Source organism: Roseovarius sp. MMSF_3281 (assembly GCF_030733685.1).
In the GTDB taxonomy this organism is placed as follows: Bacteria; Pseudomonadota; Alphaproteobacteria; order Rhodobacterales; family Rhodobacteraceae; genus Roseovarius.
Genome location: NZ_JASHIM010000020.1, coordinates 66,867 through 87,100, shown reverse-complemented (window position 1 = coordinate 87,100; position 20,234 = coordinate 66,867). Strand labels below are relative to the sequence as shown.

The following is a 20,234-nucleotide window of genomic DNA, read 5'->3' as shown; positions in this document are numbered from 1 at the left end:
GGCCCGATGCCCGACAGCCCCCTGCGCCTCGACATGGCCCGTGCGCTGAACCGCATCGACGCGCCGCTCACCTTCTCCGAAACCGGCCAGGGCCCCGACGGCGAAACCGGCACCATCACCCCGCAGGACATGGTCACCACGGTCGGCGACGTGGCGCTCGCCCGTCCCGGCATGGGGGCCTCCTACCATCTCTCGGTGGTTTGCGACGACGCCGACCAAGGCATCACCCACGTCATCCGCGGCCAGGACCTGTTTACAGCAACGCAAATCCACGTGCTGCTGCAACGCCTTTTGGGCCTGCCAACGCCCAGCTACCACCATCACCGCCTGATCCGCGACGATGCGGGCCGCCGCCTTGCCAAACGCGACGACGCCCGCGCCATCGCCAGTTACCGCGCGATGGGCAAAACCCCCGCCGATATCCGGCACATGCTGGGGCTTTCTTCTTTTCAAAAACATCCTCGGGGGTGAATTGGCCGCAGGCCAAGAGGGGGCAGACAGCCCCCTGTCCTACCCCCCCATGGGCGCCATGATCTCAACTTCCGCGCCATCCCGCACGGCCATGTAGAAACAACTGCGCCGGTTGGTGTGGCACGCCGGTCCCACCTGCCGGATCAACACCAACAGGCAATCGCGGTCGCAATCCACCCGCATTTCCACCAATTCCTGCGTGTGTCCCGAGGTCTCGCCCTTCACCCAGAACGCCTGCCGCGAGCGGCTCCAATAGGTCACGCGCCCCGTCTCAAGCGTGCGCGCCACGGCCTCGGCATTCATCCAGGCCACCATGAGAACCTCACCGCTGTCATGGTCCTGTGCCACCACCGGAATAAGCCCCTTGTCGTCATACTTTAGTGTCGAAGCATCGAAATTCATGGGTGAAAACCTTTTGCATCTGCCGTCATGGCCTCTATCTATGGGGTGACACGCGAAAGGGAAAGCCATGAGCGGCGAAACCGACCTGATCAAGCTTTACTCGGCCCGGATTCTCGAACTGGCCGCCGATATTCCGCACCACGGGCGACTTGATGCGCCCGAGGCCACGGTCAAACGCCGCGCGCCGCTTTGCGGCTCGACCGTCACCGTGGACCTTGTCACCGATGGCGAGAAAATCACCGATTACGCCGCCGAGGTGAAGGCCTGCGCCCTTGGCCAGGCGGCGGCCAGCGTGGTGGGCGGGGCGATCATCGGCTGCACCCTCGACCAAGTGACCGAGGCCCGCGATGCCCTCAAGGCGATGCTGAAATCCGACGGCCCCACGCCGCCCGCGCCCTTCGACGGCCTAGAAGTGCTGCGCCCGGCGCGCGATTACAAGAACCGCCATGCCTCGATCCTGCTCACGCTCGAGGCCAGCGTCGAGGCCCTGGAACAGGCCAAGACGGCCCATTCCTGCGCCTGACCCCACGAAAGCGTTCGACCCGAAACCTGTTTCACAGCTTTGGAACGAAGGCAGCACAACATATGAATGTTGCACGCATAAAAAAACCGCCGCACGCTGAAACAGCGGCGGCGGCAGGGAAAGCTCGGCTTCGTGAAACCTGCCGCAAAACCGGGGATATGAGGCAGACCCGGCGGGACAGTGGGACAGGTTATGTCACAAGCATCAACGTTGGGGACAGGATGCAAGCGGCAGGTGCGAAGCCTCGCAGGCAGAACCTCAGAGGACATCGGGGATATAAAGACCGGCGACAAGCGTCACCATAAGGGCGGCGGCACCGATGAAATCCCCGAGCAATGTGTCAGAGGAGCTTTCGGCGGCTGTCTTGATCTGGCGAAGCATGGTGGCCTCCTTATTCCGTGTTCCTAAGTTGCTACTTTGTTCTCATCTCAAGGATCAAAAAGCAAGAACTTTCTTAGAACATTTGTGAACTTTTAGGGATTTTCCGGATCAAAGCTTTGAAAACAAGGCAAATATTCATCCCACCGAAATCAACCGGATCGCCTGATCCTGTTCCATCAACCACAGCAGAACGCGCGCCGCCTGCCCGCGCTCACCGGTCAAATCGGCATCTTCGGCCAGAAGTTTCCGGGCATCCGTTTGCGCCACCGCCATCAGTGCCGATTGGCTTTCCATATCCGCCACCCGGAATCGCGGCAGCCCCGATTGCGCTGTGCCGATTAGATCGCCCGCACCGCGCATCTCAAGGTCCACCTCGGCGATGCGAAACCCGTCCTCGGTGTCGCGCATGGTGGTCAGGCGTTTCTCGCCGCCCTCGCTCAGCGGTGCCTGATACATCAAAAGGCAGGTCGAGGCCGCCTCGCCCCGCCCCACGCGCCCGCGCAACTGGTGCAGCTGTGCCAGCCCGAAATGCTCGGCCCGTTCGATCACCATGATCGAGGCATTGGGCACATCCACCCCCACCTCGATCACCGTGGTCGAGACCAGAACGCTGGTTTCCCCCTTTTGAAACGCCGCCATCGCCGCGTCTTTCTCATCGGGGGGCATCTGGCCATGGACAAGGCCCACCACCCCCTCGCCCAAAGCGGCGCGCAGGCGTTTGAAGCGATCCACGGCACTCGACAGGTCCACCGCCTCGCTTTCCTCGACCAGCGGGCAGACCCAATAGGCCTGCCGCCCCTCGGTCACCGCGCGGCGCAGGTGTTCCACCACCTCGTCCATCCGCGCCATGTTCACCAGCGCGGTCTTGATCGGTTTGCGCCCGGGCGGTTTTTCGTCCAGCACACTGACATCCATATCGCCATATTGCGCCAGCGACAGGCTGCGCGGAATGGGCGTGGCCGTCATCACCAGAACATCGGCCTGCGCCCCCTTCTTGCCCAGCTCCAGCCGCTGCCGCACCCCGAACCGATGCTGTTCATCAACGATGGCCAACCGCAGGTCGGCAAATTCCACGTCCTTTTGAAACACCGCATGAGTGCCCACCAGGATCTGGATATCACCGCGCTTCAAAGCCTCCAGCTTGGCGCGTCGCTCCGCCCCCTTGTCGCGCCCGGTCAGGATCTCGATGACAACCCCCGCCGCCTCGGCCAAGGGGGTCAGCCCCTGCAAATGCTGTCGCGCCAGAATTTCGGTCGGGGCCATCATCACCCCCTGCCCGCCCGCTTCCACGGCAATCAGCAGCGCTTTCAGTGCCACAAGCGTCTTGCCCGCCCCCACATCGCCCTGAAGCAGGCGGTTCATCCGGCGCGCCTCGGCCATATCCTCGGCAATCTCGGCAATCGCGCGGGTCTGCGCGCCGGTCAATTCATAGGGCAAGGCTTCCAACACCTTGGCCTGCAATTCGCCTGTGCCAAGGGTTTCCCGGCCCTTGCCCCGGCGCAGCTTGGCCCGCGCAAGCGCCAGCGTCATCTGGTGCGCCATGAACTCGTCATAGGCCAACCGCTCGCGCGCCGGATGCGCCGGGCTCAGGTCGCCCATATCCTGCGGGCTATGCGCCGCGCGCACCGCCTCGGCCCAATCGGGCCAACCGGCCTGCGCCTTCTGCGCCGGGTCAATCCATTCGGGCAGGTCCGGCACACGGGCCAAGGCACTTCCCGCCGCCTTCATCATGGTCTTTTGCGTCACGCCAGCGGTCAGCGGATAAACCGGCTCGAAATCCGGGATATCGCCCGCCTCCTCGGGCGGCAGGATATGCTCGGGGTGGACCATCTGCGCCATCCCGTCGAACAGTTCCACCTTGCCCGAGACCACGCGCCGCGATCCGGTTGGCAGAATCCGCCGCAAATACTCGTCCCGCGCGTGGAAAAACACCAAGGGAAAGGCGGTCGCCGCATCCTCGACATAGACCCGATAAGGCCCGCCGCGCCGCTGTGGCGCGGTATGGCGGCCCACCGTGACCTCAACCGTGACAACGCCGGGAATTTCGGCGCCCTGCACGGTCTCGCGCTTGCGCCGGTCCACCCCGGAATAGGGCAGCGTAAAAAGCACATCGCGCGGCTTTTCAATCGCCAGCGCACCCATGTTCTGCGCGCTTTTCGGCCCCACGCCCTCCAGCGTTTCAAGCCCCGCAAAAAGCGGGAACAGGATTTCAGGCCGCCCGCTCATGCATCCCCGACCAACTCTAGCCAGCCGTCCTCGTCGATCATCTCAACGCCCAGCTCTTCGGCCTTCTTGGCCTTGCTGCCCGCGCCGGGGCCGGCGACCACCAAATCGGTCTTGGCGCTGACACTCCCCGAGACCTTCGCGCCCAGCGATTCCGCCCGCGCCTTGGCCTCGGCCCGCGTCATCTTTTCCAAGCTGCCGGTAAAGACCACCGTCTTGCCCGCCACGGGGCTGCCATCCGTATCGGGCCGCTCTGCCGCCTCGATCTCCAGATGCGCCACCAGCCGGTCAATACTCTCACGCTCATGGTCTTGGGCAAAAGTGGTCACAAGGCTTTGCGCCAACACCTCGCCCACGCCATCAATGCCCAAAAGCCGCTCCCACTCCGGCCCCGCCATCTCGGCCGCGCCATCCATGGCGGCGATGAAATCTTCCCATGTGCCGTAGAACCGGGCCAGCATATTGCTCACCTGCTCACCCACATGGCGGATACCCAGCGCGAAAATCACCCGTCCCAGCGCGATCTCGCGCCGCGCGTCAATCGCATCAAACAGCTTCTCCGCGCTTTTCTCGCCCCAGCCTTCACGGTTCTTCAACTGCGTCAGGCACCCCGGCCCGTAACGCTCTTTCAGGGTGAAAATATCCGCAGGCTCCTTGATCCAGCCATCAAGGTAAAACTGCTCCACTTGTTTCGAACCAAGCCCCTCGATGTCAAAAGCCGCGCGGCTGACGAAATGCTTGAGCTTTTCCACCGCCTGCGCCGGGCAGATCAACCCCCCGGTACAGCGCCGCACCGCGTCGCCCTCTTCGCGGATCGCATCGCTGCCGCACTCGGGGCATTCCTGCGGGAACACATAGGGCGCGGCCCCCTCGGGCCGCTTCGACAGGTCCACATCCGCCACCTTCGGAATCACGTCGCCCGCGCGGTAGACCTGCACCCAATCGCCCACGCGAATATCCTTGCCGCCGCGAATCTCGTTGCCCTTGGCATCGCGTCCCGCAATATAATCCTCGTTGTGCAGGGTGGCGTTACTGACCACCACGCCGCCCACCGTCACCGGATGCAGCCGCGCCACCGGGGACAGCGCGCCGGTGCGCCCGACCTGAATGTCGATCCCCTCCAACCGGGTCCAGGCCAGTTCGGCGGGAAACTTATGCGCAATCGCCCAGCGCGGCGTCGTGCTGCGAAAGCCCAGCCGCTTTTGCAGGGCAAGGTCGTTCACCTTGTAAACCACCCCGTCGATGTCATAGCCCAGCTCGCTGCGCATCTGTTCGATCCCGGCGTAATGCGCCAGCATCTCGCCCGGCCCATCGCACAGCGCGGTCAGCGGGTTGGTGACAAAGCCCAGCGCCTGCAACCGTTCAATCGCACCCATCTGTGTCTCGGCCAAAGCTGCGCTCACCTCGCCCCAGGCATAGGCGAAAAACCTCAATGGGCGCTCTTTGGTGATCCGCGAATCCAACTGCCGCAGGCTTCCGGCGGCGGCATTGCGCGGGTTGGCAAAGGTCTTGCCCCCCCGCTCGGCCTGCCGTGCATTCAGCGCCTCGAAATCGGCGTGGCTCATGTAAACCTCGCCGCGCACCTCCAGAACGTCGGGCGCGCCGTCAAGGCGCACTGGAATATCGTCGATGGTGCGAGCATTGGCGGTGACATTCTCGCCCACTGCCCCGTCGCCCCGCGTGGCGGCCTGCACCAGCTTGCCCTGCTCATAGCGCAACGACAGGCTCAACCCGTCAATCTTTGGCTCACTGGTGTAATTCAGCGCCGCGTCGGCGCCCATGCCCAGATAGCGCCGGATACGCTCGTCGAAATCGCGGATATCCTCATCGTCAAAGGCATTTCCAAGGCTCAGCATCCGCACCGCATGGGTGACCTTGGCAAAGCCCTCCGCCGGGGCCGCGCCCACGCTTTCGCTGGGGCTGTCGGCGCGTTTGAGATGCGCGAAACGCGCCTCGATCGCCGCGTTGCGCGCCTTCAGAGCGTCATAGGCGGCATCGGAAATCTCGGGCGCGTCGTCGGTGTGATAGGCTTGGTCCGCGCGGGCGATCTCCTTGGCCAGTCGCTCCAACTCGGCCTTCGCCTCTGCCTCGCTCAGGCTTTCCACCGCCACGTCGCCGCTCATCCATGCCCCCTGTCCAACAGGCCACAGCGGCCCGGGTTTCACAGCCCAAAGTGTTATGCCTCAGCGCCGCTGACGTCCAGTGGCCACCGTCATTTCAAAGGTAGCAAACGCGCCAAAGATCATGCGGAAAACGAAACGGGCGCGCCGCCCTGTCCGGCGGCACGCCCCGCAATTCGGCCCGGCCACATCTGAGGACATCGCGGCCGGGCCAAGACCAACAGGGTGTCAGGCCCCGATGGCCAAGGGTTGTTCGCCCATCTCACCGGGTTCAGGGTCGCGCAGGACATAGCCCCGCCCCCAAACCGTTTCGATATAGCTGTCGCCGCCCGTGGCCTCTGCCAGCTTCTTGCGCAGCTTGCAGATAAAGACGTCGATGATCTTCAACTCCGGCTCATCCATGCCACCGTAAAGATGGTTAAGGAACATCTCCTTGGTCAGGGTCGTGCCCTTGCGCAGCGAAAGCAGTTCCAGCATCTGGTATTCCTTGCCGGTCAAATGCACGGTCTTACCCTCCACATCCACCGTCTTGGCATCCAGATTGACGTTGATCCTGCCGGTGCGAATGACAGATTGAGAATGCCCCTTGGACCGGCGGATAATGGCATGAATCCGCGCCACCAGCTCCTCGCGATGGAAGGGTTTGGTCAGGTAATCGTCGGCCCCGAAACCAAAGCCCTTGATCTTGCTTTCGGTGTCACCGGCCCCGCTCAGGATCAGGATGGGCGTTTCGATCCGCGCCAGCCTCACCTGCCGCAGCACCTCGTGCCCCGGCATGTCCGGCAGGCCAAGGTCCAGAAGGATCAGGTCATAGTCGTAAAGCTTCGCAAGGTCGATCCCTTCCTCCCCAAGGTCCGTGGTATAGACGTTCAGGTTGGCATGGGTCAGCATCAATTCGATGCTTTTCGAGGTTGTCGGATCATCTTCGACCAGCAGCACACGCATCAGGGTTTCTCCGCTATGGTTGTTATCTCCTGACCGACCTTGGCCCAACATTGGTTAACCACAGGTTACCGATGTAGAACAAATTATGTACTCTCCCTAAAGTTGTCCACCCGTTTTCATTTATTGCGCGCAACGGTCACCCTCAAACCCTCGGCGCCATCCTGCATAACCGCCTGAACCCATTCACGAAATTCTTCCTCGCTCAAGCCATAGCGGGCCAGGGCCTCGGCCTCGGTGATCAACCCGTGCGCCACACCGCGCACCACGGCCAGTTTGCGCGACACCACCCAACGGCGTGTATCGGGCGGCGGCAGGTCCGCCGCGCTCATCACTCTCCCATCCGGAAGCGTCACCGCCCTTGGCCCATCGACTTTCTTGAGATACATGGCACTCACCTCTATAATGGTCTGGCCCTCACCCTGCTGCCAATCTGCTTAAAACAGGGTGAAACCGCACCTTGAGAGTGCTTAGGATTTTCATATATTCCGCCTTAAACCCGCTGCCCACAAGGATGGCCCGCCATGCCACTAGAGACTCCGTTAAACTCCCTCGGCCTGCCCAAGGCCCCGGCCGACACGCGCGTCGTCGTCGCAATGTCCGGCGGCGTCGACAGTTCCGTCGTGGCCGCCATGCTGGCCGAAGAAGGCTATGACGTGGTCGGCGTCACCCTGCAGCTTTACGATCACGGCGCGGCACTGGCCAAGAAAGGCGCCTGCTGCGCCGGGATCGACATCCACGATGCCCGCCGCGTGGCCGAGGATATGGGATTCCCCCATTACGTCCTCGACTATGAAAACATCTTCAAGGACGCGGTGATCGACGAGTTTGCCGATAGCTACCTTGCCGGGGCCACCCCTGTGCCCTGCATCCGCTGCAACGAGCGGGTGAAGTTCAAGGACTTGCTGGAAACCGCCAAGGATCTGGATGCCGATTGCATGGCCACCGGCCACTATATCCAACGGATGATGGGGGCAAATGGCGCCGAACTGCACAGCGCGGCGGATGCCAACCGCGATCAAAGCTATTTCCTGTTTTCCACCACGCCCGAGCAGTTGGATTTCCTGCGCTTCCCGCTGGGCCACCTGCCCTCCAAGGATGCCACCCGCGAACTGGCCGCCAAGTACGGCCTGCAAGTGGCCGACAAACCCGACAGTCAGGACATCTGCTTTGTCCCCAACGGCAACTACGCCTCGGTGATCGAAAAACTCCGCCCCGGCGCCGCCGAGCCGGGTGAGATCGTGCATGCCGATGGCCGCGTCCTGGGCGAGCACACCGGGGTTATCCACTACACCATCGGCCAACGCCGCGGCCTTGGCATCGGCGGGTTGTCCAATCCGCTTTACGTGGTGAAACTCGATGTCGACAACCGCCGCGTGGTCGTCGGCCCCAAAGACATGCTCGCCACCCGCAAAGTCCCGGTGCGCGAGATCAACTGGCTGGGCGACGCCCCCTTCGACAGCCGTGACGAATGGCACGTCGCCGTCAAGGTCCGCTCCACCCGCCCCCCGCGTGAGGCGGTGATCCGCCCCCTTTCGCCCACCGAGGCCGAGGTCGAGCTTTTGACCCCCGAGGAAGGCGTCTCACCCGGTCAAGCCTGCGTCTTCTACGACAGCGACAGCTCCCGCATCTTCGGCGGCGGCTGGATCTGGCGCGGCAACTAGGACGATGCCGTTATACCTCGGCCTCGCCCTTGCCTTGCTTGTCCTGGGCTGGGTTTTGTACCGCCGCTTGCAGAAAAAACAGGCCCGCGCGGCCCTTCTCGCAACGCCCCTCTCCGAGGCGGACCGCGCCATCGTGGCCGACCACGTCCCCCTTACCCGGAAACTGCCCGCCGAGTTGCGCAGCACCTTTGAGGGCAAGGTCAACCTCTTCTTGGGTCAGGTGCAATTCCACGGCTGCAACGGGCTTGAGGTCACCCGCGACATGCGCCTCGCCATCGCGGCCCAGGCCTGTCTTCTCGTCGCCAATTCCCCGGCGTGGTACAGCCACCTGACCACCATCCTCGTCTACCCCGGCGCCTTCAAATCCCGCCAGCAGATGCACGATGGATATGTCGTCACCGAAGGCGAGGTGGTGCGCACCGGCGAAAGCTGGTCGCGCGGCCCGGTGATCCTGTCATGGCGTCACAGCGACCAAGGCGCGCGTGACGACAGCGACGGCCACAACGTGGTGATCCACGAATTCGCCCACCAACTGGATGATCTGTCCGGCCAGACCGACGGCGCCCCCGCGCTTGGCGATCAAAGCTTCACCGACTGGGCGCGCGTCTTTGTCGAGGCCTACGAGCGGCACCGCGCCAATGTCGAGGCCGGTCGCCGCACGCTCATTGATCCCTATGGCGCCGAAGGGCACGAGGAATTCTTCGCGGTCTCCGTCGAAGCCTTCTTCGAAACCCCCGACAAACTCAAACACGCCGAACCGCAGGTCTACGACCAACTCGCCACCTATTTCCGGCTCGATCCCGCAACATGGCCCGCCCCCGCGCCCCGAGCCTGACCCGGGGCCTCGCGTCACAAGCGCTTCAACACCGCCCGTGCTGCCCGCAAACCGGGCGCTTCACCACCGCGGCCCAGTCGCTCCATGGTCAGCCGCATCGCCTCGCGTTGTGCGCCGGGGCTCTCCATCATCCGCAGCACACCGGGCGCGATCAGGCCCGCCCGGCAATCCTTGCCGTTAAATTCCGGCACCGCGCGGGTTTCACTGACCAGATTCACCAAGGTCAGCGTGTCGATCTTCAGCATCCACGCGATGATCTGGCGGCTCAGCCACGCCGCGTCATAGGCAATCACCATCGGCACATCCGCCGCCGCCAGTTCAAGCGACACCGTCCCCGACGCCGCCAGCGCATAATCCGCCGCGCCAAACGCCGCCGCCTTGCGCGCCTTGTCGGCCTCGGCCTCCCCCTCGGGGGCCAGCACAACCGGCGCGCCCGGCCAATCGGCCAGCAAGGCGCGCACCTCCTCGGCCCGCGACGCCGTGGTCGGAACGACCACCCGCAAGTCCGGCCGCGCCGCGCAAACCTCGCGCAGGGTGTCCCCGAAAATCGGCCCCAGCCGCGCCACCTCGCCCCGGCGCGAGCCGGGCAAGACCATCAGAACCGGCGCATCGCCAAGACCCGCCTCCTCCCGGAACGCCGCCACCTCCGCGTCACTGGCCTGCGGCTCGCTCACCACCGGGTGGCCCACGAAATCGCACTCCATCCCGGCGGCTTCCATCAAAGGCGGCTCAAACGGCAAAAGCGCCAACACATGGTCGATCACCCGTGCCATCTTCGCCGCCCGCCCCTCGCGCCACGCCCAGACCGAGGGCGCCACGTAGTGCACCGTGCGAATATCGCTATGCGCCTTCACGATCCTGGCCACCCGCAGGCAGAAATCCGGGCTGTCGATGCTGATCACCACATCCGGTTTCGCGTCCAGAATGGCCTCGGCCACCTCGCGAATACGGCGCTTGAGGTGGAAATACTTGGGCAGCACCTCGACAATGCCCATGACGCTCAATTCCTCCATCGGGAATTGCGAGGATAGCCCCTCGGCCTCCATCAACGGCCCGCCGACGCCCTGGAACTCAACGCTTTCAAGCTGTTTCAGCCCGGCCATAAGCGCCGCGCCCAAGCGGTCGCCCGAGGCCTCGCCGGCAATGATGAAAACCCGCATCACGCGTCCCGCGCGGTCAGAAACACGCCCAATGCCTCGGCCTTGGCCAAGGTCTCGGCCCGCTCAAGCACCATGACGCGCCCCGCCTCGATGACCAGCCCGGCCAACCCGGCCGCCGCCACCGCGTCGATCGTCGCCGGGCCGACGGCGGGCATATCCACCCGCAAATCCTGTCCCCGCTTGGCGGCTTTCACGTAAACGCCCTTTTGCCCCCGGCGCAGGGCCCCGGGCGTCTCCCCCACGAACCGCAAAATCGCATCGGTGCCTTGCAGGGTTTCAACGCCAAGGCACAATCCCCCCGCCACGGCACAGCCCTGCCCCACGTCCACCGGCGACAGGGCCGACAGGATGTCAAAACCGCGCTCGGTATCGCGCAACTCCTGCGCCGATGGCTCCGGCCCGGCCAGATGCCCCGCCTTGGCCACCAGATCGGGCAGCACCTCATGCGCGCCGACCACCTCGAAACCCTGTTCTTCGAACAGTTCGATCACCGCGCGCAAAAGCGCGTCGTCGCCGCCTTGCAACGCGCCCATAAGGCGCGGGGCGGCTTTCATCATGACGGGGTCCAACTGGCCGGGGTCCAAGGGCGGGCGCGCCAGCCCCCCGGCGAAAACCACTTGGGTCACACCGCCTTCGCGCATCGCCTCGAACAACCCTCCAAGCCGTTCAATCCGATGCGCCTCGACACCCTCCACCCGGGTCGGGATACCTTCCAGCGCCAGGCGCATCGCCTCTGGCTGCGCCTCGGCAATCCGCACCGGCAACGCACCGCCACAGGCCAAAATTCCAAGCCGCCCGGCCAAGGCCTACATCGCCCCCGGCGTCAGGAACGACCGGTCGCTCGCGCTGGTCACGAAATCCACGATCTGGCGCACGTAGGCGCTTTCGGTCTCTTCGCCCAGACGACGGGCACGATCCTGAAACGCGCCCTCGCCCTGCGCCAACATCTGGAAAGCGGCGCGAAGCGCGGTGATATCCGACCGGGCCACGCCACGGCGCTTTAGCCCGACAAGGTTCAAACCGTCCAATTCGCCGCGCGGGGCCTGCACAAGGCCATAGGGAATCACGTCATTGGTCACCATGGTCACGGCCCCGATGATCGCGCCCTGCCCGATGCGCACCCATTGATGCACCCCCGAAAGGCCGCCAATGATCACGTCATCCTCGACCACGCAATGCCCGGCAAGGGCGGCGTTGTTCACCACGATCACCCGGTCGCCCAACTGCACGTCATGCGCCACGTGACAACCGGCCATGAACAGCCCGTCTTCGCCCACGCGCGTCACGCCGCCACCGCCCTCGGTGCCCGCGTTCATCGTCACATGCTCGCGGATACGGTTGCGCGCACCGATCTCAAGGCGGGTCTTCTCGCCCTTGAACTTCAGGTCCTGGGGAATTTCACCGATGCAGGCGAAAGGAAACACCATGCAATCCTCGCCCAGCACGGTGTCGCCACTCACCACGACGTGGCTTTTCAACTCCACCCCATCGCCAAGCCGCACCTCCGGCCCGACATGGCAAAACGGGCCGATCCGACAGCCCTGCCCGATCTGCGCCCCCTCCTCGACAATCGCCGAGGGGTGAATAAATGTCTCGCCACGCTCGTCGGCCATGCGGGTCACTCCTTGGGCAAATCCATCATCGCGGTAAATTCGGCCTCACAGGCCATCTCGCCCTCGACCTCGGCAACGCCGGAAAAGCGCCAGACCTTGCCGCCGGGCTTGCCGCGCGTGGTGGTGACCTTCATCTCCAGAACGTCGCCGGGCACCACCATGCGGCGGAACTTGCATTTTTCAATGGCCATGAAATAGACCAGCAAGTCGCGGTCTTCCATGCCAAGGGCCGCGCCCACCATCACCGCCGCCGTCTGCGCCATGGCTTCGACGATGGTGACACCGGGCATGATCGGCTTGGAGGGGAAATGCCCCTGGAAATGCGGCTCGTTCATGGTGACATTCTTGATGCCACGGGCCGATTGGGTGCCGTCTATGTCGACCACCTTGTCGACCAGCAGGAAAGGATACCGATGCGGGATCAACCGCTGGATTCTGTGAATATCCGCAGACTGCAACGGTTCGCTCATGGGGTATCCTTTCAAAACTGTCCCGTTGCATCTCCCTAGCAACTGCCCCCTGATTGGGCAAGACGCAGGCTCAGTCCTCAGATGCCGCGCCGGGCTCGTCCGGGGCTTGCGGGGCTTCAGGGGCGGGCGCTGGCGCGGGCGCATTCTCTTGCGCGGCCTCCGGTCCGGCGCCGATTTCCGCGTCGATGCGGGCCGCGGCCAGATCGGTGATATCCACCGCGTCCGCCCGCAAAAGCACGCTGCGGGCATCCATGATCACCGTGCCCCCGGTTTCTTCCAACAGCCCGACCAAAACCGGCTCCACCATCCGCATGAATTGCACGGGGGCCATTTCCCGACGGCGCTCCAGATTGCGTACCGCCTGGTCGCTCTCGCGGCGGATGCGCTGAACCTTGGTGTCGAACTGATCGGCCAGCTCGCGAAATTCCGTGGGCGACAGGGTTTCGCGTTGCTCGGTCAGGGCCTGCTCCTCGGCCTCCAACTCGCTTTCAAGCTGCCGGTTTCGTTTGCTCAGGGCTTCGCGCGCGGCCTGGTAGTCCTCGTTCATCCGCTGGCCCAACCGGGTCTCGGCGAACAGGCGCTCGGGGTCCAGCACAAGGATCTCGCTTTGCACAACGCCCACGTCCTGCGCCAGAACGGCAGACGCCGGGGCCACGCCAAGCGCCCCGGCCAATCCCCCCGCGACAAGAATGCGCCGCAGCAGGTGCACCTTAAAATTCCGTTCTGACCGTCAGGTCGAAGAACTGGTCACGGTCGCCCGGCTCTTTCTTGATTGCATGCGCAAAGTTCATGCGCAGCGGCCCGAAGGGCGATTCCCAGAACAGCGAAACCCCGACAGAATGGCGGTCGTTGAACCCGGTGGACGACATCGCGCCAACCGCGTTCGAGGAATCCACGTCCCAGATCGAGCCGATATCATAGAAGGCCCCGCCGGAAATCCCGTATTCCTCCGGAAGGCCCAGCGGGAATTCCGCCTCGAACTTGGCAACGGCATAGTAATTCCCGCCAAGGAACTCGTTGCCTTCCTTCGGCCCGATACCGCCCGGCTCAAAGCCGCGCATGATCTTGTTGTTGTACCGGTCGATCGAACGGCTGCTCTTGCCGCCGCTGTATTCCAACGCGCCGCCCTCAAGCGATGCCCGCAGGGTGACCTCCTCGTTCAGCACCTTGGTCTGCCCAAGGATACGGCCACTGGTCCGGATGAATTCCACGTCACCGCCCAATCCCGCGAATTCCTGGCCAAAGGAAAAAAGAACCCCGGCATTCGGGTTCAACCCGGTGCGGCGCGTGTCATAGGTGTATTCATAGCCCAGGGCACTGGAAAACCGCCCGCCGATATTGGTCTCATTCGCCAGAATACCGTTCGGGAAGGCCCCGATATAATCGTCCATCTCGCCATAAACGAGGTTGTAATACAGCCCCAAACGCCCGTTTTCACTGACCGGGAAGGTCAGGCTGGGCCGGAAATCCCCATAGACCGTGTCGTACAGGTTGGTGTTGTTGGTGTCGGTTTCCTGGTACGAGGTCCGCAAACCGAACTCCACGTCGCGGCCCAAAAAGGCCGGCTCGGTAAAGTCGACCACGTAGTTCGCCGTATCCCCGCCGAAAGACATCTGCGCCGTCAACTCCTGCCCGCGGCCCATGAAGTTTCGTTCGCTGAAGCCAAGCAGGATACCAAAGCCCGAGTCGGTCGAATAGCTACCGCCAAAGGACAGCGTCCCGGTGGTGGTTTCTTCCACGTCCACGTCCACGACCACCTGGTCGGGGCGCGATCCCTCGCGCGCGTTCACATCGGCGTTCTCGAAATACCGAAGGGCACGAATACGCTCTGCCGCCTCCCGGATCTGGCGCGGGTTGAAAGGATCGCCCTCGACCACGTCGAACTGCCGCCGGATCACCCGGTCCAGCGTCGTGGTATTGCCCTCGATGTCGATGCGTTCGACAAAGACGCGCGGCCCACGCACCAACGCGAACTCCACGTCCAGCGTCAGGTCACGGTCGTTGCGCGTGATCCGCGGCTCGACCCGCAGGAAATCAACCCCCTGCTTGATGCCAAGCCGCTCCATCCGCGCGACCGAGTTTTCAACCAGAGTCGGCGAATAGACCACACCGGGCCGAACCTTCAGCACATCCTGGTAATCCGCCGGGTCGACATTCGGCAAATCGCTGACCGTGGTGATCTCACCAAAGCGGAACTGCTGCCCCTCCTGCACGTTGAAGGTCACGAAATAGGCGTCCCGCTCGCGCGCCAGTTCGGCGTTCACACTGGTCACCCGGAAATCGACATAGCCGCGCGACTGGTAAAAATCGGTCAGTATCTGACGGTCGAACTGCAAACGATCCTCGACAAATGTATCGCGCTCGATGATCGCCCGCAAAAGACCCGCCTGCTTGGAATCGATGACCCGGCGCAAACGCCGGTCCGAATAGGCCCTGTTGCCGACAAACCCGATACGCTGCACCTCGATCTTGCCGCCCTCGAAAATCTCGAAAACCAGGTCGACACGGTTGTCGCTGCGGCGAATGACCTTGGGGGTGATGCGCGCCGCGATGCGACCGTTCTGTTCGTAGGCCTCGGTCAAGGTCGCGGCATCGCGCTCGGCCTTGGTCGGGCTGAACACCTGGCGCGACCGGCTTTCGATGAAGCCTTCAAGGTCCTCGTCCTTCAGCCGACTGTTGCCCTCAAAGGAAATCCGGTTGATCGTCGGGTATTCCTCGACCTTGATAACAAGGCGGCTGCCCTGCGGCTCGATCGCTACAGTCTCGAACAGGCCGCTGCCCAGAATCCGTTGATAGGCATCGTTCAGCTCGGCCGCCGAGACAGCCTCGCCCCGGGCGATTCCCGCATAATTCAGGATCGTCGCCCCATCGACCCGCTGGTTGCCTTCGATACTGACAGAGTTGAACCGATAATTCTGCGCCTCTGCCGGGGCCGAAAGCCCCATCACGACAAACGCCACCATGGCGACAAGGCCCAAACGCAACGCCCCAATGACCTGTTTGGCCACCATCAAGGGCAACGCCCGGTTCGCTTCGAAATCTTGCATCGAACAATTCCAGTCAGACATCCCAGTTGGAAATGTGACTAACCGGGAATGGCGGGCTTGTCAAAACGCCATTCAGCGCAGAAAGGCCCCGGCACGTATACGCTCAGGGCCACGACAGGCACGTCTTACAACGATCCGATGAAGGCCCCTGCCATCAGGGCCGCAAAGATCGTGGCCAGATACAGCAGGCGATCCCAATTCAGGTCCACCAAAAGGCTGACGCCGCGGTAACCTTGAACGATATGTTGCACGACCAATCTCCGTTACAGTTCGTCACCCGACAGGGTGCTCGACCACTGTGGCGGAAATCAGACCCGGATCATGACAAGATTAAGGCAGGCTCCGCCTTCAGCACAGGATATCGGTGATCAATGCGAAACTCATCAGTGACAGGATCAGCGCCAGACCGATCGCCATGAGAATGCGCAGGGCCGCGTCGCTGGGGGGTTTGCCGGCCACCGCCTCGAAGGCGTAAAACACCAGGTGCCCACCATCCAGAACCGGAATCGGGAACAGGTTCAAAAACCCGATGGCCGCCGACAGCACCGCGATGAACCAGATAAAGCTGCTCGCGCCCTGGCTGGCCATCGCGCCCGACACCTCGGCGATCCCGATAGGCCCGGACATGTTGCAGGTGCTGATCGCCCCGATCACCATGTGGTAAAGCCCGCTGACCGAATTGGCCATGACACCCCAGGTCTGGGCAATGCCCCCCCAAAGCGCCTCGCCCGGCCCCATGGGCGCGGTTGCGAAATCAAAGGCCATGCCCCCGGCAATGCCGATCCGCCACTCGGTGCGAAAGCCGCCCTCGGGCTTCGGCTCATCCACCCGGCGCGGGGCCAGTTCAAAGGGCAGAACCTCACCATCGCGCCAAACCTCAAGCGCAAGGGGCCGCCCGTTCGATGATTCGACCACCTGCTTGAGCTGCTCAAAGGCGATGATGTCCTTGCCCTCGATGCCCACGATCACGTCACCCGGCTTCAGCCCGCTTTCGAAGGCCGCCGATTGCGGGGCAAGCTGCATGATCCGCGTCGGCTGCGGATAGGGCCCGTCAACGGTGATCTCGCGGCCATCGCGGCGCACCCGGTAGTCCAGCACCGGCGCCACGGGAAGCGCATCGACGAAATCGCCGAAAGCCCCCGGTTCCCCCGTGTCCGGCACGTCCTGCCCGGCGATGCCAAGCAGTTCATCGCCCGTTTGCAAGCCGAACCCGGCCTGCGGCAGGGGGTGAATCTCGCCCACCGCCAAAGGCTCGGCCACCTTGCCCTGGCTCATCATCACCGCGCCGAAAATGGCAATCGACAGGATGAAATTGAACACCGGCCCGGCAACCACCGTCGCCGCCCGCGCCCAAAGCGGGGCGCCCGCCATGGTCTCGCGCCGCTCCTCGGGGGTCATTTCCCTGATCTCGTCGCTTTCGGTGGCGCTGGCCGCATCGCCATCGCCCCTGAACTTGACGTAACCGCCAAGCGGCAGGGCCGCGATCTGCCATTTCGTGCCATGCTTGTCGTCGCGCGCAAACAGGACCGGCCCGAAGCCCAGCGAAAACACATCCGCCTTGATCCCGCACCACCGGCCCACGATGTAATGGCCGTATTCATGCACCGCGACAATCACCGACAACGCCACGACGAAGGCCAGAACGGCCATGGCAACATTGCCGAACTGCGGCAGCATAAGTGCGAATTCCAAGGCCCTGTGCCTCCCTCGTTTAGCTATATTTGTCCTGCACGACTTTATCGGCGGCCATCCGTGCCAGATGGTCCGCCTGCCCCACGGTTTCAAGCGTGATCTCGGCATCAATAAGGCCATTCTCGGCCTCTATGCGGGCAAGAACCTCTTCAACGACCTCGGCCATGCCCATGAACGGCAGGCGCTTGGCGATGAAATGATCCATCGCGCGTTCCTTGGCGGCGTTGAACACCGCCCCCGCCAAACCGCGCTGCGCCATCACCTCGCGCGCCAGCCGCAGCGCGGGGTACCGCGCCATGTCCGGCGCCCGGAAGGTCAACCGCCCCAGCGCCGTCAAATCCAGGGCCTCCACCGGCAAATCCAACCGCTGCGGCCAGTTCAGGGCATAGCCGATGGCATGCCGCATATCCGGCGGCCCGACATGCGCCATCAAGCCCCCGTCGCAAAAGCCCACCAGCGCATGCACCATGGATTCAGGGTGAATCACCACCTCGATCTGCTCTGGCCGAAAGCCGAAAAACTCCCGCGCTTCAATGACTTCCAAGGCCTTGTTGAACATCGACGCGGAATCGATGGTGATCCGCTGGCCCATGTCCCAGTTGGGATGCGTCGCTGCCTGCTCGGGCGTGGCACCGGCCAGGTCCGGCAACGGCCAATCGCGAAAGGCCCCGCCACTGGCGGTAATGATGCAACGCGTCACCGATGCCAGATCCTCGCCCACCAGGGCCTGGAAAATCGCCGAATGTTCGCTGTCCACCGGGATGATCCGCGCCGCGTTCAACCGGGCGCTGCGCATCAACAACGGCCCCGCCGTGACCAGCGATTCCTTGTTCGCCAGGGCCAGTGTCGCACCCTGCTCAAGCGCGGCCAAACCGGGGGGCAACCCCGCGGCCCCGACAATCGCGGACATCACCCAATGCGCCGGCCGCGCCGCCGCCTCGACCAAGGCCGCCTCGCCCGCCGCCGCCTCGACACCGCTGCCCTTCAGCGCCTCGCGCAGCGAGATCAGCAAATCGTCATGCGCCGTCACCGCCACCTCGGCGCCCAGCTCGATCGCATCCTTGGCCAATCGGTCGATCTTGCGCCCCCCGGTCAGGGCCACAACGTCAAACCGCTCGGGGGTGCGGCGGATCAAGTCAATGGTGCTTTGCCCGATTGAGCCGGTGGCCCCCAGGATACTGACCCGCTTCATGCCACCCCCGGCATCAGGCCCAGTTGCATCAGCACGAACACCAGAACCCCGGCCCCCAGCATGGCGTCGAACCGGTCAAGCACCCCGCCATGGCCGGGGATCAGCTCGGAACTGTCCTTGACCCCGACCCGGCGCTTCACCGCGCTTTCGGCGATATCGCCCATCTGCCCGGCAAGGCTGACCAGCACCGAGATCACGATCAACCCCGCGCCCGCACCCAGCGGCCCGGCCATCACCGCGCCCACCACGGCGGCCCCGATCCAGCCCGCAATCGTCCCCGACCACGTCTTTTTCGGGCTCACCTTCGGCCAGAACTTCGGACCGCCCAGTTTGCGCCCGGCGAAATACCCCGCCACGTCCGACACCACGACCACCAGCACCAGCCAGACGATCCAGCCAAGCCCGGCCTCGGCCCGCAGCATCGCCACCGCGTAACAGCCAACCAGCGCCCAAACCGCCAATGCGGCGTAAATCGCCCTCTCACGGGCAATATCGCCCGCCGTGGCAATCGCCGCCGCCAAAAGGATTGGCAAAACCAGTATACCGGGCACCACCAAGGCCCCAAAGACCGCCGCCGCGCCCATGCACCCCATGCCAGCGGCCCGCGGCGCACCGAACATGCGCGCGGCCTCCCAGATCATCAAACCGCCCAAGGCGCTGATCGCGATGGCAAGGGGCCAACCGCCCCCCCAAACCAACAGGCCGCCCGCCACGGCCATCACCACGCCGGACATCAGGCGGGGGGCCAAATCCCCCCACTGTCCCGCACCGCTCATGCCGTCACCCCACCGAACCGGCGATCGCGCGCGCCATAACCCTTCAGGAGATCGGCAAAAATCTCCGGGGTGAAATCCGGCCACAGGGTGTCGATGAATTCGTATTCCGCATAGGCCGATTGCCACAGCAGGAAATTGGAAATCCGCGCTTCGCCGCTTGTGCGAATAACCAGGTCCGGGTCCGGCACCACGCGGGTATCCAGGTACTTGGGCAGCGTTTCCTCGTCCACATCCGCCGGGTCAAGATTGCCATCGGCCACATCCTGCGCCAGGCGCTTGGTGGCCCGTGCCACCTCGTCCCGGCCCCCGTAATTAAGCGCAATGGTCAGGTTCGTGCCGTCGCAATGCGCGGTCATCGCCTCGGCCTCGTCCATCAGCCCGCGCAGCTTGGCATCAAGACGCGGCCGGTCACCGATAAACCGCACCCGCACGTTTTCGCGCACGAACTCCTGCATTTCCTTCATGATATAGCGGCGAAACAGGCTCATCAGCCCGGCAACCTCGGTCTGGGTGCGTTTCCAGTTTTCCGTCGAGAAGGCAAAAATCGTCAGGTACTTCACCCCAAGATCGGGGCAGGCACTGACAATCTCGCGCACCCGGCGCGCGCCCGCGTGGTGGCCGAAAAGACGGGGCCGCCCGCGCGACTGCGCCCAGCGGCCATTCCCGTCCATGATGATCGCCACATGGCGCGGGCCGCCCATATCGGCCTTTTTCTGTGCCATG

21 protein-coding genes are annotated in these 20,234 nt (G+C 63.8%); 4 read left to right on the top strand and 17 right to left on the bottom strand.

Features of this window, described 5'->3' with window-relative positions:
- On the top strand, window positions 1-471 hold a 471-nt coding region (locus RBB32_RS16970; RefSeq protein ID WP_306154400.1), incomplete at its 5' end, for a glutamate--tRNA ligase family protein.
- Window positions 472-510: 39 nt separating this feature from the next.
- Here the strand turns inward: RBB32_RS16970 and hisI are convergent.
- Complete coding sequence (gene hisI, locus RBB32_RS16965; RefSeq protein ID WP_306154399.1) at window positions 511-873, bottom strand: phosphoribosyl-AMP cyclohydrolase; 363 nt, start codon at window positions 871-873, stop codon at window positions 511-513.
- A gap of 67 nt (window positions 874-940) precedes the next feature.
- Between hisI and RBB32_RS16960 the strand changes: the two genes are divergently transcribed.
- Complete coding sequence (locus RBB32_RS16960; RefSeq protein ID WP_306154398.1) at window positions 941-1,396, top strand: iron-sulfur cluster assembly scaffold protein; 456 nt, start codon at window positions 941-943, stop codon at window positions 1,394-1,396.
- 258 nt (window positions 1,397-1,654) lie between these two features.
- On the opposite strand, the gene RBB32_RS16955 is transcribed toward RBB32_RS16960, so the two are convergent.
- From RBB32_RS16955 to RBB32_RS16935, 5 genes are all read right to left on the bottom strand, one after another.
- Window positions 1,655-1,777, bottom strand: coding sequence for a hypothetical protein (locus tag RBB32_RS16955; protein ID WP_306154397.1), 123 nt, complete (start codon window positions 1,775-1,777; stop codon window positions 1,655-1,657).
- 135 nt (window positions 1,778-1,912) lie between these two features.
- Window positions 1,913-4,003: an ATP-dependent DNA helicase RecG gene (gene recG / locus RBB32_RS16950; RefSeq protein WP_306154396.1), complete on the bottom strand. Its 2,091-nt coding sequence runs from the start codon at window positions 4,001-4,003 to the stop codon at window positions 1,913-1,915.
- Complete coding sequence (gene ligA, locus RBB32_RS16945) at window positions 4,000-6,123, bottom strand: NAD-dependent DNA ligase LigA (protein ID WP_306154395.1); 2,124 nt, start codon at window positions 6,121-6,123, stop codon at window positions 4,000-4,002. Before ligA ends, recG begins: the two co-directional genes overlap by 4 nt.
- A gap of 225 nt (window positions 6,124-6,348) precedes the next feature.
- Window positions 6,349-7,065, bottom strand: a complete 717-nt coding sequence (ctrA, locus tag RBB32_RS16940) for a response regulator transcription factor CtrA (protein ID WP_306154394.1) — start codon at window positions 7,063-7,065, stop codon at window positions 6,349-6,351.
- Window positions 7,066-7,181: 116 nt separating this feature from the next.
- Window positions 7,182-7,451, bottom strand: a complete 270-nt coding sequence (locus tag RBB32_RS16935; RefSeq protein WP_306154393.1) for a DUF1153 domain-containing protein — start codon at window positions 7,449-7,451, stop codon at window positions 7,182-7,184.
- Between the two features lie 135 nt (window positions 7,452-7,586).
- Here RBB32_RS16935 and mnmA point away from each other — a divergent pair, with 135 nt between their 5' ends.
- A complete protein-coding gene (gene mnmA, locus RBB32_RS16930; RefSeq protein WP_306154392.1) occupies window positions 7,587-8,726 on the top strand; it encodes a tRNA 2-thiouridine(34) synthase MnmA in 1,140 nt (379 codons plus the stop codon).
- A 4-nt stretch (window positions 8,727-8,730) separates the two neighbouring features.
- Window positions 8,731-9,561: a zinc-dependent peptidase gene (locus RBB32_RS16925; protein ID WP_306154391.1), complete on the top strand. Its 831-nt coding sequence runs from the start codon at window positions 8,731-8,733 to the stop codon at window positions 9,559-9,561.
- A 14-nt stretch (window positions 9,562-9,575) separates the two neighbouring features.
- Here the strand turns inward: RBB32_RS16925 and lpxB are convergent, their stop codons facing one another.
- The 11 genes from lpxB to RBB32_RS16870 all read right to left on the bottom strand — a co-directional run bounded on the left by lpxB (window position 9,576) and on the right by RBB32_RS16870 (window position 20,233).
- Window positions 9,576-10,721: a lipid-A-disaccharide synthase gene (lpxB, locus tag RBB32_RS16920; protein WP_306154390.1), complete on the bottom strand. Its 1,146-nt coding sequence runs from the start codon at window positions 10,719-10,721 to the stop codon at window positions 9,576-9,578.
- On the bottom strand, window positions 10,721-11,524 hold the full coding sequence (locus RBB32_RS16915) for an LpxI family protein (RefSeq protein WP_306154389.1): 804 nt from the start codon (window positions 11,522-11,524) through the stop codon (window positions 10,721-10,723). The genes lpxB and RBB32_RS16915 overlap by 1 nt, the downstream gene beginning before the upstream one ends.
- Before the next feature lie 3 nt (window positions 11,525-11,527).
- Complete coding sequence (gene lpxA, locus RBB32_RS16910; RefSeq protein ID WP_306154388.1) at window positions 11,528-12,334, bottom strand: acyl-ACP--UDP-N-acetylglucosamine O-acyltransferase; 807 nt, start codon at window positions 12,332-12,334, stop codon at window positions 11,528-11,530.
- Window positions 12,335-12,339: 5 nt separating this feature from the next.
- The gene (fabZ, locus tag RBB32_RS16905) at window positions 12,340-12,804 is read right to left on the bottom strand and encodes a 3-hydroxyacyl-ACP dehydratase FabZ (RefSeq protein WP_306154387.1); all 465 of its coding nucleotides are present in this window, start codon (window positions 12,802-12,804) and stop codon (window positions 12,340-12,342) included.
- Window positions 12,805-12,874: 70 nt separating this feature from the next.
- Entirely contained in the window at window positions 12,875-13,513 is a 639-nt protein-coding gene (locus RBB32_RS16900; protein ID WP_306154386.1) for an OmpH family outer membrane protein, read from the bottom strand.
- 1 nt (window position 13,514) lies between these two features.
- The gene (gene bamA / locus RBB32_RS16895; RefSeq protein ID WP_371931079.1) at window positions 13,515-15,851 is read right to left on the bottom strand and encodes an outer membrane protein assembly factor BamA; all 2,337 of its coding nucleotides are present in this window, start codon (window positions 15,849-15,851) and stop codon (window positions 13,515-13,517) included.
- A 125-nt stretch (window positions 15,852-15,976) separates the two neighbouring features.
- Complete coding sequence (locus RBB32_RS16890; RefSeq protein WP_306154385.1) at window positions 15,977-16,102, bottom strand: hypothetical protein; 126 nt, start codon at window positions 16,100-16,102, stop codon at window positions 15,977-15,979.
- A gap of 97 nt (window positions 16,103-16,199) precedes the next feature.
- Complete coding sequence (gene rseP, locus RBB32_RS16885) at window positions 16,200-17,543, bottom strand: RIP metalloprotease RseP (RefSeq protein WP_306154384.1); 1,344 nt, start codon at window positions 17,541-17,543, stop codon at window positions 16,200-16,202.
- A 19-nt stretch (window positions 17,544-17,562) separates the two neighbouring features.
- Entirely contained in the window at window positions 17,563-18,735 is a 1,173-nt protein-coding gene (gene dxr, locus RBB32_RS16880; protein ID WP_306154383.1) for a 1-deoxy-D-xylulose-5-phosphate reductoisomerase, read from the bottom strand.
- Window positions 18,732-19,511, bottom strand: a complete 780-nt coding sequence (locus tag RBB32_RS16875; protein ID WP_306154382.1) for a phosphatidate cytidylyltransferase — start codon at window positions 19,509-19,511, stop codon at window positions 18,732-18,734. Before RBB32_RS16875 ends, dxr begins: the two co-directional genes overlap by 4 nt.
- On the bottom strand, window positions 19,508-20,233 hold the full coding sequence (locus tag RBB32_RS16870) for an isoprenyl transferase (RefSeq protein WP_306154381.1): 726 nt from the start codon (window positions 20,231-20,233) through the stop codon (window positions 19,508-19,510). Before RBB32_RS16870 ends, RBB32_RS16875 begins: the two co-directional genes overlap by 4 nt.
- Window position 20,234: the final 1 nt, after the last annotated feature.